Source organism: Candidatus Bathyarchaeota archaeon, assembly GCA_026014725.1.
Taxonomy (GTDB): Archaea; Thermoproteota; Bathyarchaeia; order Bathyarchaeales; family Bathycorpusculaceae; genus Bathycorpusculum.
This window is the reverse complement of record JAOZHV010000031.1, coordinates 1-15,211: the sequence shown is the minus strand read 5'-3', so window position 1 is coordinate 15,211 and position 15,211 is coordinate 1. Positions and strand designations below refer to the sequence as shown.

Sequence of the window (15,211 nt, the reverse complement as noted above, 5' to 3'; positions counted from 1 at the left end):
TCCTATGCTTTGAATGTCGTGGTAGGTGTCGATGGTGTGTCCCATCATGTAGTCAACGTAGTCGGGTTGGACGCCTAAGGCTAAGAGTTGTGTTTTGAAGTATTTGCGTAGGCTGTGGACTCTTAAGTCGTACATTCTGCCTTTGGGCTGCTTTACGAGTCCTGCTTTGACGTAGAGGTAGTGGACGAGTTTTCCGATCTGTTTGGTTCCTATGCCTTTTACTTCATTTTTGTTTGCGTCTCTGATTAGCGGTGAGTTGTCGTTGAGGGTTTCTGGCTCCAGTTTCGTGGTGCCCTTCCTTCTTTGCTCTAGGTACAGCTTGAGGTATAGTGCTGCTTCTGCGCCTAGGAAGGTGTCATAGTCATGGTATTTGCCTTTGGTGATTTCTGCTTCGATGTGCACATGGATTGGGGTGATGTTGTTTTCTATGTCTTCTTGGACGTGTCGATATAGGAGTTTTGCGAGTGTTTCTTCTCTGAATGCGCCGAGGGCAAGCATGGAGATTATGGCTTTTTCTCGTAGAGGGGCGATGTCGAGGAGTTTTGCTAGTTCTTCGGGTTTGGGCGCTCGATCCTTGTAGGTTACTCTTCGGCTTAATGGTGCGGATAATTCTATTTTGATGTTGTTTGCTCTGTAGAATGTTCTAATATGTTTCGCGCAGCAGTGGACTCTGCTTGGTGATAAGCCTTCGTCTTGAAGCTGTGCTACATACTCGTCGAGGTAGCCTTGATGATTTTGAACTCTTTGAGGGTCGGGAATGTTGCCGACAGGCTTGACATCTTGGATTATTAGGTCGGGACTGTATCCGAGCCATGTTGAGTATCTTTGGACGGTTGATGTATAGCTGTAACAGCTGTTTAGAGAGCCTGACAGGTGGCGTAGGAAGTGTCTTGCCATTTTTATGAGACTTTGATTGTCGAAGACGTATGGGATTAGGCTGGGTCTCTCGCTTAGCAATGCGCTTATGATGTAGTTGATTAAGCCTTTTTCTTTTACAGCCAAGACTTTAGTGAGGCTTAAGGTGACTGGTTGCTGAAGTGGCCAGCCTCTTAAGCTATGGCTGATTGTGATTGTGTCGCCTTGAATAATCATTGGTATGTTAAGGGTTTTTAGTTCTTCAACTGTCAATTGCCGTGTTCTAATGATTGGCTGCTGTAGAGCTTGGGAAGAGCCTCTAGTGATCATTTGCCTTCTTTCCTTTTTCTTTTTTGAGTTTTTCGCTCTTTTGGTTGGAGCGCATACTCGTCCTTGACTATAGACTGTGCTGAATTTAAATGGCAGTTTGAAATTTCTTGTAATGGTTGCGAGTAGACTCCGAGCCTTTTTAGCTCTATAATATCGGTTTTCAGAATAACTAGCCCGGATGCTTTTGGGTCTCCACCGCGAAATGTTGGAGGTTCGGCATCGTGATCCCAAGCAATAGTAACATACTGATCACAATTGTACAGTAGCCAACCTACTGCCTCTCGAACTTGAGGCTTCATTGTTAAAGCTGATGCTCGGTGGTATAGGACATGGTCAAGATAGCGGACAGAAATCAGTTCTCGTTTTTGTGTAGACTCAGCCATTCCCTCCACCTGCTAAGAAAACCAACTCTTTATCGAATGAAGCCGTTTTGCTCTTGTTGCTCTAAGAGTTTCTCTTGTTTCTCTTTGCGTTTCACGAGTTCCCAGGGAATATGCGCTACTAACCCACATCCAACATAGCGATAGAAATACTCAGGGTCAGTGAGCTTACAGTTGTCTGCTTGCATCAGTCTGGGTTTGTGCATTTTGACGTAACAGGCACAAGCTTCGCCGAGGCAGTCGCTGTTTTCCTGCTGGGGGTGCGCAGCAGCCAAGGGACATATCTTACCGTTTACCATGCTCCTCCTTCGCCTTCTTGGATTTATGTTCGTACTCTTCCAAGTGTTCGAAGAGGACCTCGTAGGCCGCTTCCTTGGCTATGGTTCTGATCAATCTTCGTTGGGTTCTGTTGAAATCGGATTCGGGCATGTGCTTTCTCTCCTTTTTGTTTGTTTCTCGTTTGCGATGTACGTTCTTAGGCCGATTTTGAGGAGGTGGTTGATGAAGGCGCTGCGACCTGCTATGCCGCGGAGACAACAATTGGATTTTTGAATGCAACGACCTCGATACGAGAAAGATCCGAAGCCTAACGTTCAACTTATCCGGTTTCCTCGAAGCCCTCGACGAAGCCCTTCCATACATGAAAAACCCAAAAGACATATTCTTCCTAGACTTGGACAACAAAGTACAATGGAAAGTAGTTAACGAAGACAATATTTGAAAGCTCTGCTTTTCGGAAATCTCGATCAAGGATATGATAGTTTATTGCCTGAGTATCAAATTTTGGAAACTGTTTTAAGGCTAAAGGGCTGAAAATAGATTGATCTCTTAAAAGAGGATGTGACCATGGGCTTAACTATCAAAGAACTTGCAGGCGAGCTATCAGATATTAGAAGAAGAAACCATAAACTCAGAGATGACTCCGCCTTTGTTTGTTGGTTTTTGCAAGCTTATCTTACTGACTCGGAGGAGGCAGCCAAGAAAGCTTTAACCGGAGAAACAGGCGATAAGAGTATTGATGCGGTTTTTATCGACGATAAAGCAAAGCAAGCCAACATTATTCAAGGCAAATTTCGGTCATCAGAAAAATACAATGAGAAAAGGAATGATGTATTGGCATTAGCTGATTTAGGATTACTGCCATGGGAAGACAGAGCTGCACTTGATACTTTCTATTCTAAACTTGATCCGTTGGTGAAACAAAAATTTGAAGAATTGGTCCAAAGGGTGAAGAATGATAATTATTCACTGAAGCTTTTTTACATAACCACAGGAAGAGTAAGTAAAACCATAATCAATGAGGCAGAGCAGCGAGCCCGTGAAGCTGAAGGAACTGTTTCTTGTGTCGTTTTCGATTACGAGCAGGTAATGGTTTTGTTCAAAGATTATTTGATTTATGCACCTGCAACACACACACTTGCGTTACGGATAACTACGGAGGGAACTATTCAACATGAAGGAGTAATTCACCGATTCGACCCTGAACGCAAAACGGAATCATGGGTCTTCACTATGGCAGGTGATGAAGTTGGTAGGATGTTTGCCCAAGAAGGACCACGACTCTTTGCAAGAAATATTCGCGGTTATCTTGGTGACACTGAAATAAATAAATCAATGAAAGAAACTGTTGAGAAAGAGCCTCACAATTTTTGGTACTACAACAATGGCGTAACAATGGTCTGTAACGACGCGAAGCGGGAGACAAAAGGAGGAGAAGACATACTCTTAGTTGAACGGGGACAGGTAATTAATGGCCAGCAGACGACGAGAACATTACATAATTCTGATGCAAGGGCCACAAACGTTCTTGTCAAAGTGATCAAGATACCTAGAGTACCTGGAGATGATGAACAATATGATGATTTAGTCAATTCTATCGTTAGAGCTACAAATTGGCAAAATTATATTGCTCCCTCGGATTTGGTGTCCAATGACTACATTCAGGTTTTTCTTGAAAAAGAATTCAGGAAACGTGGTTACCAATATATAAGAAAACGCATGAAAAAATCTGAAGCCAAGACACTTTTCGAGAACCAAACCTTTTATCAAATAGACAAAAGGGAATTAGCACAAGCAGTAGGAGCCTGTTTATTTGACCCTGCGGTGGTTCGGAAAGGAAAAGAGGGTCTTTTCGAAGACCCATACTACAAATCAATTTTTGGCTCTCATACTGTGTCGTTCTATTTGTCAAAATATTGGCTAATGAAAGCAGTTCAAAACGCCGCCTGGGGATACCCTGAACGTGCATACGCAAAATGGGTTGTTCTTAATTTCCTTTGGAGTCTTTTTGGCAAAGAACTTGAAACAGGAGACTTCGAAAAACGCTTTCGCCAGTGTTGTGAAGAAAAATCCGACATTCTAGGGCATCTTCATAAGGCAACGGATGATGTCTTCAGAGCAGCTTTAAAATTCTATCGCAAGAATAGGGGGAAAGGAGAAAAGGCAAAAGATGTTTCTGCTTTTTTTCAACTGACCAAACTTCATGTCAAGTTTCAACAATTTTGGCATTCGAATGCAAACCCGTACAAAACCAAAGTTGAACGTAATCTGAAAAAATTCATTGAAAGTCTTGAGACAATGGAAATCGTGTATTAGCATTCAACAAAACTTATACTGCAAAAACGCTCATTCTATTTCTGCGTTATCGGTTGTCGAGTGTATGGTGGGCATGAAAACTGGTGCAGTAGATTCAGGTGGTAAGCGGGTTCTTCAAGCTTTTGGGCTCGATGAAAGGACTAAGCGGACGATTTCTTTTGCTTTTTCTTCAAAGCCTGCTCTCGCCAGTTGGAAAGCGTTTACTTTTGACTTACCTTGGGAATTTTACTATGTTCTGGCGCCTGACGCGAATCTCTCGCAAGTCAGGTCTTTAGCTTCTGGGATAAGCAGAGAGAATTTTGGATTATTGGCGGTTACCAGTGGTCAAGTTATTTTGGTTTTGCGTCGTTCTAAAAAGGATGATAATGCGCCTTTGCTGTTTCCTTTGAGGAAAGAGGAGGATTTTGAACGGGTTGTCGGAGTAATTCGTAAGTTCAATTTTACCTCTGATGTGTTGACTGCTCATTCTTCTCTTTCCAGTGTGGTTGATTTGCTCAGGGTTGGAGCTGAACGACACTTCGTTAATCGTGGGTTGTTTTCGAGTTATTTTCTTAAAGAGCGATTATCGGAGTGTCTTTCAAAGCGTGGTCGGGCGCCTGCGAGAGAAATTGGCGGTTTGCTTGGAAGGCTGGAAGGTGAGTTCCCTGCTTCGGCTGATGCGGTTGTTCGGGTTTTGGAGGCTTTGGATTATGGTGTTGAGATTGTTTCGCCGATTTCGCCGTTGGGTTATGTTGAGTATAAACTGAGGTCACACGGACGATTAGTTGATGTTTGTTGTGTTGTTGCACCTGTCGAGTCTTTGGATGTCAAAACTGGAGATAAGGCGGCGCCGAGCTACCAAGCTGTTGCTGCTTTGAAGAAGGCTAGTTGGGTAATTCTGACGAATGGGCGTCTTTGGAGGCTGTATTCTGCTCATGTTTCTTCTGCTAGTACCAATTATTTTGAGGTTGATTTGGATAACGTTGTTTCTGAGGATGATCCGCGGTTAGCTTATTTTGTTTCTTTGTTTTCAGCTGCGGCTTTTTCTGTTCGTGATGGTGTTTCTGATGTTGATTTGGTTTACGACGAGGGTATCAAGCATGCGCAGGGTGTTGAGGCTGATCTTAGGCGGAAAGTGTTTGATGGCGAGTTGTTCCTTAATCTCGTGAAGGCGGTTTTGGATCATTCTTCTTCAAAGGTTTATTCGCAAGAGGAATTGGATGCTGCTAAGGCTTTAGCACTGAAACTTCTGTATAGGTTGTTGTTTGTTCTTTATGCTGAGTCTCGGAAGCTTTTGCCGGTTGATAATGCAAAGTATAAGGAGTATTCTTTGGAGAATTTGCCTTCGAAGCTTACTGCTTTTGAGAAGAAGCCTGATGAGAGCTCAGTTTGGGAGATTCTGAAGACGTTGTTTGAAATGATAAGTTTGGGTGATGCTGAAGCTAACTTGCCGCAGTATGATGGCGACTTGTTTGCTGCGGATAAGAGACTTGATGGGCTTGTCGTCAGGAACTGTTTTATTGTTCCTGCTTTGCGTGATTTAATGGAGTTTGAAGGTCGGGGGATTGATTATCAAAACTTGGGTGTTAGGCATCTTGGTTCTTTGTATGAGGCTTTGTTGGAGTATTCTGTGAGGCAAGCTAAGCAGCCTTTGGTGATTTATAAGGATGAGATTCTCGATGCGAAGTTTGCTGAGGATTTGAAGCAGAAACCGCTTGGGTTTATTGAAAAAGGTGATTTGTATCTTTCCGCAAAGGGTTTGGCGAGGAAGGGAACCGGCAGCTATTATACGCCTGATGAGATTGTGACTTTTCTGGTTAAGAAGGGACTTGAGCCTCACTTTAAAGCCCGAGAGGAACAGTTTAAGGCTGATCTGCTGCGTCTTCCACCTGAATCTAGACCTCGAGATTTAGAGTTGGAGAAGAAGTGCACTGAGGATTTGCTGGGAATAAAAGTTGTTGACCCTGCCATGGGCAGTGGGCATTTTCTTGTTGCTGTTGTCAACGAAATCACGCGTTGGATAATTGACTTGCTCCGCGAGTATCCTAATGCGCCCTTGATGGATGAGATTGAAGAATTCAGGAACAGCATAATTGAGACCCAGCGCAGAAAGGGGATCAGGCTTGATGAGGATTTGTTGACTGATACTGTGATTTTGAAGCGTATGGTGATGAAACGGTGTGTTTACGGTGTGGATATAAACCCGTTGGCGGTTGAGTTGGCGAAGGTTTCCTTGTGGTTGGATTCATTCACCATTGGAACGCCCCTTACATTCTTAGATCATCATATTCGTGTTGGAGATAGCTTGATTGGGCTGTGGACTGAGAATGTCGCTTCGAGAGTTCTTGACAAAACCTTGGAAAGATGGATGGGTGACGTTTCAAAAGCTGGGTCTGACCTGATTGATAATGTTGTTTTGCCCGCGGATCTTACTGTTGAGCAGGTGACTCAGAGCCAAGATGCTTATGAAACGTTCAGGGAAAATACAAAACCTAAACGCATTTTGCTCGATATGTATTGCATCAACGTTATTGATTCACAACTGGGTTCAAAACTTCCTCGGTCTTTAGACAGCGTCGAAAATGCACTAAGAAATGGAAAAGAGAAATCGAAGCTCTGGCCGCTAATTGAGCAAACGCAGCGCTTGGCTGAGAAATATCGATTTTTCCATTGGGAACTAGAATTTCCTGACGCTTTTACTAATGAGGAAAAGGGTTTTGACTTAATAGTCATGAATCCGCCTTGGGATGCGGTCAAGCCTGAAGATGATGATTTCTTCTCTGTTTATTATCCTAAGTTTAGGCGCATAAAGAGCAAGCCTGAAAAGCAGAAAATAATGAAGATAATCCTCAAAGATGCAAAGATAGCCCAAGCCTATGAGGATTATCGAAAAAAGATAGAAGATAAAGTCAACTTTTTCAAGCAATCAAAAGAATATGTGCTCAGAGGAAGCGGCGACACTAACCTCTGGAAGCTATTCCTAGAAAGAGCACTAAAACTTGCAAGCGAAAATGGTAGCTTCTCAATAGTAATACCATCAGGCATAGTTACCGACGAAGGCGGCAAACAACTAAGAGAAGCATTATTTAAAGGTAGAATAAGACTATTATACGAATTCGAAAATAAAAACGGCATCTTCCCCGATGTTCACCGAAGCTACAAGTTTGTACTCCTTGTCGCCGACAAAGCACAGCCAGCAAAAAGTTTTCCGGCAGCCTTCTACCTCCATGAAGTCGAAGCACTTGAAGGAAAAACAGAGAAACAGAAATTCGTCGATATTCCAGTTAACTTGATTAGAGTTTCAGCCCCTGAAAGCCTCTCAATTCCAGAAGTGAGAAACAAGCAACAACTCGACGTATTTTCTTGGTTATACCAAAATCATCCGCTCTTAAGTGACGAAAAGAAAGGTTGGAAAGTAGCATTTGTTACGGAGCTTCACAGAACAGCGCATAGTAGAATTTTTAGAAAAGATGGAAAAGGATGGCCTCTTATCGAGGGTAAAAATTTCCATCAATTCCTTTTAGATTACGAAAAGATAGAGTTTACAGTTGATCCTAAAGAAGCATTGAAAATAATCTCGAAACACAGGGAATATCAAGGAATAAATGACCGAATTCATAACACCGTCAGGCTTGCTTTCCGAGATGTAGCTAGCAGTACTAATGTTCGTAGTATGATTTCCTGCCTACTTCCTCCAAAATCATGTAGCCCAAATACTGCAGTGATAGTACTTCCACAAAAGAAGGGGAATAACGTAAATGAGACAGACTATCATGAGATAATTGCTTATCTCTCTGGCTTGTTTAATAGCTTTGTTTTTGATTTTTTGATTCGTACCAGAATCACAATGCATCTTAACTTTTTTTACGTATATCAGACACCTATACCCTCACTAACCGAGGGAGAAATAGCTAACCAAATAAAGAAAATATCCGCAAGATTAACTTCACAAGATGCGCGGTTTAAAGAGTTTGCTTCCTTTTTAGGCGTTGAATTGGGTCCTCTAACTATGAAGGAACGTGTTGAATTAACTGTCAAGCTTAACGCCCTTGTAGCAAAACATTACGGTTTGAATCGTGAGCAACTTGAGGTTATTCTTGAATCTTTTGAGGGGTTTGAGGAGGATAAAGAGTTGGTTAACTTGAAGGAAATTGTTTGGAATGATGCGCTTATTCGTAAGTTTAATGGTGAAGTTAGGAAGCGTGTGTTACCATACTTTGATCAACTTACTGCTGAGGAAAGTGGAGTGAAGAACTAAATGAAGAAAGAAATCGTGGATAACGAGTCAGAAAATTATACGATGGCGAATTTCATAAGGGAATCTTTGCCGACGACTAGAAAGTTTGATGTTGCCTCTGGCTTCTTTAACGTGTCAGGCTTCGCCAAAATAAAAAATGAACTCTGGGCGGTCTCAAAACAACCGGGCTTTAACATGCGCCTGCTCTTTGGGAGAGAAGCCCAAATAAACGAAACCCCTGAAACGGCCAACTGCATCGGCAAAGACACAACGCTGAATGAAGAGCTCTCAAATCTAGCAATAACAGAACAAACTGCTCAGCTTATTGATGATCTGATCAACTTCCTGAAACAAGACACCGTTCAGGTACGAAAGAATCCAAGACGCTTTAACCATGCGAAATGCTACATTTTCGACGAAGCCACAGCAGTGGGCTCAAGCAACTTTACCGGCGCAGGATTAGAACACAACATCGAGTTAAACGCGATTCTCTATCAGCCGTCAGCTCAAGAAAAGGTTCAAGAATGGTTCGAAAGAAGATGGCAAGAAGGCCAAGACGCCAAAACAGAGCTAATAGAACTACTTGAAAGCTCAAAATTCGGATTACCTCTTGAGCCTTACAAAATGTACATGAAATTCCTTTATGAGTACTACAAACCACGCTTAGAAGAACTTGAAAGAGAAAGAGGCAGAGTCGTTGAGCTGACAAGTTTTCAAGAAGACGCCGTCCACACCGCCATGAGAATCATACAAAAATACAACGGCGTCCTCATAGCCGACTCGACGGGTCTTGGAAAAACGCACATAGGACTAGAACTCCTAAGGGAGCTAGTATCCGTAAAAAGAAAAAAAGCAATGTTGATCGCTCCGTCCCAGGTTATTCATACAGTTTGGGCGCCTAAACTCTGGGAAGAGAGTATTAAGACCAAAGACGTCACGCTTGAGAGCACAGGTACAGAATCCTTCCACCCCGAAGACCACCTAAACGTGGATGTGGTCTTAATCGATGAAAGCCACAACTACCGAAACTTCTCGACCAATCGCCATATGAACCTAATGAAGCTACTCTCATCAGGCAAGAAAAAACAAGTTATACTCCTCACTGCAACGCCCATCCATAACTCCCTGATGGACCTCTACCACCAACTCTCACTAATAACAGCAGGCGACGACACACACTTCGCAGACCTCGGAATAACGGACCTAAGAAGATACTTCGTCGCAGCAGACAGAAAACAACTCGCACAGGGAATAGAAGACATAATCCGACTCTTAGACGAGCTCATGATCCGCAGAACAAGACAATTCATAAAAGAAAACTACTCAGAAGCTCTCCTAAACGGACAACCTGTCAGATTCCCAGAAAGAATCCTCAGGAAAGTAGAATACAGCTTATGCGCCCTATTCGGAGGAGCAATATACAAACAGGTCCTCGACACAATCGACCAACTCAGCTTAGTTCCTTACCGAGTAGATTCATACCGCATATCAGTGGAAGAAAAAGAAAAGTTCGAAGTCGAACACCGCGCCACCTTGCAAAAAATAGGCTTGCTAAAAAGATTTGAAAGCAGCGTCGAAGCCATAAGACAAAGCATACAACGACTAGAGACATTCTACAAATATTTCGAAAAGGCTTTAGACCAAAACCAAATACTAGACAGCAAATCCTTCCACAAACTCCTCATGGAAATAAGCGAACAAGAAGGCGAAGAAAACGACGAAAAATTCTTTGAAGCCCTCCAAAAAGTGCCCTTAGTACCTTTAACCGCAGACTACAACAAACGTCAAATGAAAAAAGACGTACAAGAAGACTGCAAACTCCTTGAACCCCTTAAACAAAGCCTAAACCGCATAAAACCATACGCAGACAGAAAACTAATCGCCCTCAAAGAACAACTCGTAAAAGACCAAGTGTTCGAAAAAGACGGCAAAAAAGTCGTCATCTTCACGCAATTCGTAGATACAGCCCGGTACATCCGCGATGACCTGAAAACTGCGTTAGCTGACAAACGAGTAGAACTCCTAACAGGCGAGACCAAAGAAGACACCAGAAGCCGCATTCTCAAGGACTTTGCACCCATCGCCAACAAAGCTGAAAGCCCACCACAAAGAGAAGTCGACGTTCTAGTAAGCACCGACATACTCAGCGAAGGACAAAACCTCCAAGACGCCAACTACGTAATCAACTACGACTTGCCATGGAACCCAATGAAGATAGTTCAGAGAGCAGGCAGAGTTGATAGGCTTGGAAGCAGATTCGATACAGCAACATCAGCCGTATTCATCCCAGAACAAGAGCTTGAAGACCTCCTCAAACTCCTTGAAAAGCTAGAAACAAAAATCCAAAAAGTCGCAGACACAATAGGCATAGAAACTACAATCCTCGGCGAAAAAGAAAATCCCAAAAACTTCAACGCCACCGCACGTATTGCAAAAGAGGACTCAAAACTACTGGACGACCTTGAAAGAAGCATGGAACTACTTCCAACAGAAACTCCCTTCCAATTCATCCTTGCATACCTCAAAAAAGTGGGCGCAAAAAACCTCGAAGCAATCCCCTTAGGTAGAAGAAGCGGAAAACGCGCAGACCTGAACGGCGTCGTCATATTCTATCGAGAAAAGAGCAACCCTGAAGGCATGCACATAACTTACTACGACTTCAAAACGGGAAGATTCGACCACTACAATGATATCACCTGGCTATTCCGCAAAATAGAAAGCGACGAGGAAGAACCACTGATTCTGCCAATAAAAGGCTACGAAGGCTTCAGACAATTTGCCCTAATCGACGCGAAAGCTAGACAAGAAATCTTAACCGCCGTAAACGCACCGCTCGATGCACGACTCGCCCAAAAAATCAAACCCAAAAACCAAAGAGAACTGACCCAAGAAATACTAAATGCTTACAACACAGGAAAAGTCTCCAAAGAAAAAGCCCTACCAATCTACGAAATACTCAACAAAGAAAACCTCGTAGCATGGGAAGACGACTTCTCAGAATTTTTAGACGAATATCGCCGAACGCAAAACGTTGATGTTCTACTTACATCATTAGAGCAACTTTTCCAAAAATACCGAATTGACATGCGCGAAAAAAGAAAACCAAGAGCCATCCAACCAGAAGACCTCGAAGTGGTCGCATACATGTTCCTAAGCAGAGAAGATTTCAAAGACATCACACTGGAAGCTTGACAACCACTAAAGTTAAAAACAAAACAGAACAAACAAGCAAACCATGCCAACACAATGCCCCAACTGCAAGAAAGAAGCAGATAAACCAAACAAAACATGGAAATACGGGCAATTCCAAGTCAAAGCCTTCACATGCAAAAATTGCAGCACCCAATTTAGAGAATACACAAAGAACGGAAAATACGTCTTCACACTCAAACTCGCAAAGGGAAAGGGCTACATAAAAGCCTAACAGAAAAACCCCAACTCATCTCCTCCCCGTTTTGCCACGTATTTCAAGGGAAATCTAACCTTTTTGTACGTCCATAGGTCAACTTCTCTCTAAGGTAAGCAAGATGACCAAATCAAAGCCTCAAAGGAATAAAGGCAAATTCTGGCCTACGGTGCGAGCAATGATCTGGGAAAAAGCCGAAGAACTTTTCATGCAAGAACAAGCCAGAACACTGGACCTTTACAATAGGCCAGAGAAATGTGAACTGCGAGAAGGCGGATACCTCCATGAAGCAAAACTCATCGTTTTACGGGAGCTATGGAGAGAAAAGAAAGGCTTGCTCATGAACGACGAATAGCATTTTCAAGAACACTCCTGAGGCTTTCTCCAAAACAGGTAAACCTTTTTCTGAAGAAGCATCCCAGCAATCCTGATAAGCTTTGACAACTCCTCCAAATCGCAATTTCTGATGCACGCGGTGTAAGCTGCTGAGGTGCCGTAAGGCTTGCATCGATTAGCCGCGAATGCTCTTCTGAAGCGTGGATGGTCATTCTTAATGAAAGCCTCTTTTAAGGCGGAGAACTGCTCTGGACTGAGACTTTCCAGTCTCCTTAAAACGTGGTTTTGGCTACCAAGAAGCTTCAGGTCAAAACCTAAACCAGCAAGGATTTTTGCAACTCGCAATGCTTCTTCAGATGGCTTTTGCTCCAGAACCTTCTTCATACCTGCTTTCTCAGCAAACGGATTATACTTCGCCATAACTGCTATCATCTCCACGCAAGGCGTGCCCACCAAGAGCAGAGTTTCCCGAATAAGTTTCGCGCCCAAGCCTATACTGCGATACTTCGGGTGAATCACCACACGACTAATCGTGCTCAGCCCAGAATTCAGCTTTTCCATCGAAAGCTTGCTTGGCAAAACAAGATGCCTACCACTGCAACCGGGCGGCGGATAAGTGTAAACGATAACTCCGCAAAGTTCAACGCCACGCTTCAAACAGTAAACCTTCCTGCTCGCGCCAGCGTTGTGGCTTCGGTAGTGGAATCCGCTTAGACGGCGCCAATCCGAAAGCTGACCCTGCTCAACCACCATCTCTCTAGTGAGGCTGCATTCTTCAGCAGGCTTATTCTCGTAATAGTGTACAGTGATCTCTTCGCCGAAGCGCTTGTGTACATGAACGCTGGGGTTCAGGTCTTCAAACAAGTCTCCATGCGTGGTAGCAGCGATAACTGCCTTGCCCGACCGGCGTGCGAGTTTTTGAAGGTTGAACGCCACTATCTTTGCGGTGTCGCGGTCAAGCGTGGCTGCAAACTCGTCCATGAGCCACCACTGTTTCCCGCTCTCCATTAGCTTCGCAATGCGATATCTGTACTTTTGTCCGTCGCTGAGTTGGCTGTATGTACGTAGGAAAAGAAAAGCATCATTGAGTCCGACTCTGCTAAGCAATTCCAGACCTTCCTCAACCGTAGCGCCGACAGTCTCGATTAACGGCTTATCCGCTTTGATCCGAACCTCAGAAAGGTCGATTGCTTCATCTCCTAAATCCTTCCTGATTGCTCGTAGTAACACGCTTTTGCCTGAACCGCTGTCACCAGTCACGTAAACTATGTCTCTTGGGCCAATCTTCAATTCCATATCGAGAACCTTGAACTTCTGGTCCTCATCAACGCCTAGACCGAACGCTTCAGCAACCGCAAGACTCCTATCCGTCAACTCAGTGTGCGTTTCATAGCTTATGTTAAAACTGAACTTGCCCTGTTCTCTGTCATAGGTTCGCCGAAACTGACATATCCTAAAATGCTCTCTTCTATGTCTCATCTTGTACTCCCCATAACCTTGTGCTTTGACAATTGTTTGCGGATAGCTTGCAGCCTATTAGCCCGACGTGGAATCACAGCCAAGAAGGGTTCAGGCTCCATCTGGACTGTGGCAAAAACTGCCAAAGCCACGCTCCAAAATACGTCATCATGGATACCGTTGGGATGGCTGAAGCCTATAGTGCCGTCCTTCCGCAGCTCATAACGCTCCACGTTTAGCTCAGTGCAGATGTCGCCTCGGTATGGTCGCTCCCAATTGAGCAGTGGATAGTAGAACTGCTTGTTCATCATGCGCTGCTTCAGAAGCGAAGCCATCTCACTTTTCCGCGGCACACTAAAGTTGACGCCCTCAGCGTTCTCAATACCAGAGTTCTCTATGTCCGCAATTATGCTTGGGCCTTCCCGTGTGAAGTCCACTCGGATTTTCTGGAAGCCGCCCCACCTATCCTGCAGAGCCTTCAAGTAGCCTAAAACCTGAGCGTAGAGCGTGGGCTGCTGAAAAATCTTCAAATGCCGCAAAAACAGCTTATCGTTTAAGCGCTCAACCACTGAGAGCACACAGTAATCCCTTGTCTGCGCCAAGTCCAATCCAGCATAAAACTCGCCTTCGCATTCGGCCTCGGGGTTGAACTCTTGAAGGTCAAAACCGCAGTTCTTCACCGTCCCCACGCAGGAGACAATCAGGCTCTGAGGCAGCCACACATCCTCGTCTTCCGCCCACTCTGCCTCCATTTCACGACGCCATCTTGCTGGGTCGTCGCCGAACTGGCGCTTAATCTTCTCGATGATGGCGGGTTTTAGTGGTCCGTTGGGTTCCAGCGCCTGCTGCCACGTGATGTGTGTTCTGCCGAAGTCGCTGTAGTCTTTGTGGTTGCACATCTTCCAGAAGAGGCTGTCTGTGTTCCACGGCGTAGATGTGGCGATGAGTCTGCCGTTGGTTGTGCCCAGCGTAAACAGTATCGCATCATACAGGTCTTCGTCGTTGGCAGTGAAGTTGCATTCCTCCCACCATATGACATGAAACGACGGCCCGCGAATCGTGTCAGGATTATTCGGAAACGCCTCAATCACGCTGCCGTTTGGCAGGCTAACACGGGTCTTTTGGATGCCCCGCTCACACCCAAGATACTTCCGCGCGAACCCGCCGATACGCCGAATATTCAGCTTAGTCTGCCGCCAGCTAGGCCCAACAATCGCGATGTAACTGTTGGGATGCTCAATGGCGTACTTGAGGACTAAGCCCGAGACTATGAAGCTCTTGCCCGTCTGCCGCGGCCACCGCACCGCGTTAAACTGGTACTGCTCAAACTTTGCCTCCAAATCCAACTGATAAGCGTAAGGCGTAAAACCAAAAACCCGCTCACAAAACTCCTTAAAGCTATGCTGCAAAGCTTCCACCTGCCTTCTCTCTGCAACCTCATGAGCGCCCACAATCGCCTCGATGCGGTCAACTTTGGCTTTCGCTTGCTCCAGCCGCAGCGTTCTTGCTCTTCTTCTCCAACCCCTCATACTTAGCCTCCAGTGCATCTAACCGCTCCTCAATTCCGCGGTAATCGAGGTACTCGGCGAAAGCGTCCTTGTAGGTCTTAGCCAACGTAGCCACAACCTGCAACCT

General features: G+C 44.6%; 11 protein-coding genes. 5 read left to right on the top strand and 6 right to left on the bottom strand.

All coding sequences use genetic code 11. The annotated features are described in order from the left end of the window. The 4 genes from NWE95_06955 to NWE95_06940 all read right to left on the bottom strand — a co-directional run. A partial coding sequence (locus NWE95_06955) for a site-specific integrase (protein ID MCW4003632.1) occupies nt 1-1,185 on the bottom strand: 1,185 nt, incomplete at its 3' end. Beyond that, on the bottom strand, nt 1,182-1,568 hold the full coding sequence (locus NWE95_06950) for a hypothetical protein (protein MCW4003631.1): 387 nt from the start codon (nt 1,566-1,568) through the stop codon (nt 1,182-1,184). The genes NWE95_06955 and NWE95_06950, both read right to left, overlap by 4 nt. Before the next feature lie 29 nt (nt 1,569-1,597). Further along, nucleotides 1,598-1,864 (bottom strand): hypothetical protein, encoded by a 267-nt coding sequence (locus NWE95_06945; GenBank protein ID MCW4003630.1) that lies wholly within the window; start codon nt 1,862-1,864, stop codon nt 1,598-1,600. Continuing rightward, on the bottom strand, nt 1,851-1,994 hold the full coding sequence (locus tag NWE95_06940; protein ID MCW4003629.1) for a hypothetical protein: 144 nt from the start codon (nt 1,992-1,994) through the stop codon (nt 1,851-1,853). The genes NWE95_06945 and NWE95_06940 overlap by 14 nt, the downstream gene beginning before the upstream one ends. 417 nt (nt 1,995-2,411) lie before the next feature. On the opposite strand from NWE95_06940, the gene NWE95_06935 reads away from it, so the two are divergent. From NWE95_06935 to NWE95_06915, 5 genes are all read left to right on the top strand, one after another. Beyond that, on the top strand, nt 2,412-4,160 hold the full coding sequence (locus tag NWE95_06935) for an AIPR family protein (protein MCW4003628.1): 1,749 nt from the start codon (nt 2,412-2,414) through the stop codon (nt 4,158-4,160). 64 nt (nt 4,161-4,224) lie between these two features. Then, nucleotides 4,225-8,397 (top strand): hypothetical protein, encoded by a 4,173-nt coding sequence (locus tag NWE95_06930; protein ID MCW4003627.1) that lies wholly within the window; start codon nt 4,225-4,227, stop codon nt 8,395-8,397. Continuing rightward, on the top strand, nt 8,398-11,568 hold the full coding sequence (locus tag NWE95_06925; GenBank protein MCW4003626.1) for a helicase-related protein: 3,171 nt from the start codon (nt 8,398-8,400) through the stop codon (nt 11,566-11,568). Between the two features lie 43 nt (nt 11,569-11,611). After that, nucleotides 11,612-11,800, top strand: a complete 189-nt coding sequence (locus tag NWE95_06920) for a hypothetical protein (protein MCW4003625.1) — start codon at nt 11,612-11,614, stop codon at nt 11,798-11,800. Nucleotides 11,801-11,903: 103 nt separating this feature from the next. After that, nucleotides 11,904-12,137 carry a hypothetical protein gene (locus NWE95_06915; GenBank protein MCW4003624.1) on the top strand — a complete coding sequence of 78 codons (234 nt, stop codon included), beginning with the start codon at nt 11,904-11,906 and terminating at the stop codon, nt 12,135-12,137. 5 nt (nt 12,138-12,142) lie between these two features. Here the strand turns inward: NWE95_06915 and NWE95_06910 are convergent, their stop codons facing one another. Further along, nucleotides 12,143-13,597 (bottom strand): hypothetical protein, encoded by a 1,455-nt coding sequence (locus NWE95_06910; GenBank protein ID MCW4003623.1) that lies wholly within the window; start codon nt 13,595-13,597, stop codon nt 12,143-12,145. Next, on the bottom strand, nt 13,594-15,105 hold the full coding sequence (locus tag NWE95_06905; GenBank protein ID MCW4003622.1) for a terminase family protein: 1,512 nt from the start codon (nt 15,103-15,105) through the stop codon (nt 13,594-13,596). Before NWE95_06905 ends, NWE95_06910 begins: the two co-directional genes overlap by 4 nt. Between the last annotated feature and the right edge of the window lie 106 nt (nt 15,106-15,211).

Coding starts and splice junctions, on each gene's coding strand:
- NWE95_06950 (MCW4003631.1), bottom strand. CDS start 1,568: ATGGCTGAGTCTACACAAAAACGAGAACTGATTTCTGTCCGCTATCTT.
- NWE95_06945 (MCW4003630.1), bottom strand. CDS start 1,864: ATGGTAAACGGTAAGATATGTCCCTTGGCTGCTGCGCACCCCCAGCAG.
- NWE95_06940 (MCW4003629.1), bottom strand. CDS start 1,994: ATGCCCGAATCCGATTTCAACAGAACCCAACGAAGATTGATCAGAACC.
- NWE95_06935 (MCW4003628.1), top strand. CDS start 2,412: ATGGGCTTAACTATCAAAGAACTTGCAGGCGAGCTATCAGATATTAGA.
- NWE95_06930 (MCW4003627.1), top strand. CDS start 4,225: ATGGTGGGCATGAAAACTGGTGCAGTAGATTCAGGTGGTAAGCGGGTT.
- NWE95_06925 (MCW4003626.1), top strand. CDS start 8,398: ATGAAGAAAGAAATCGTGGATAACGAGTCAGAAAATTATACGATGGCG.
- NWE95_06920 (MCW4003625.1), top strand. CDS start 11,612: ATGCCAACACAATGCCCCAACTGCAAGAAAGAAGCAGATAAACCAAAC.
- NWE95_06915 (MCW4003624.1), top strand. CDS start 11,904: ATGACCAAATCAAAGCCTCAAAGGAATAAAGGCAAATTCTGGCCTACG.
- NWE95_06910 (MCW4003623.1), bottom strand. CDS start 13,597: ATGAGACATAGAAGAGAGCATTTTAGGATATGTCAGTTTCGGCGAACC.
- NWE95_06905 (MCW4003622.1), bottom strand. CDS start 15,105: ATGAGGGGTTGGAGAAGAAGAGCAAGAACGCTGCGGCTGGAGCAAGCG.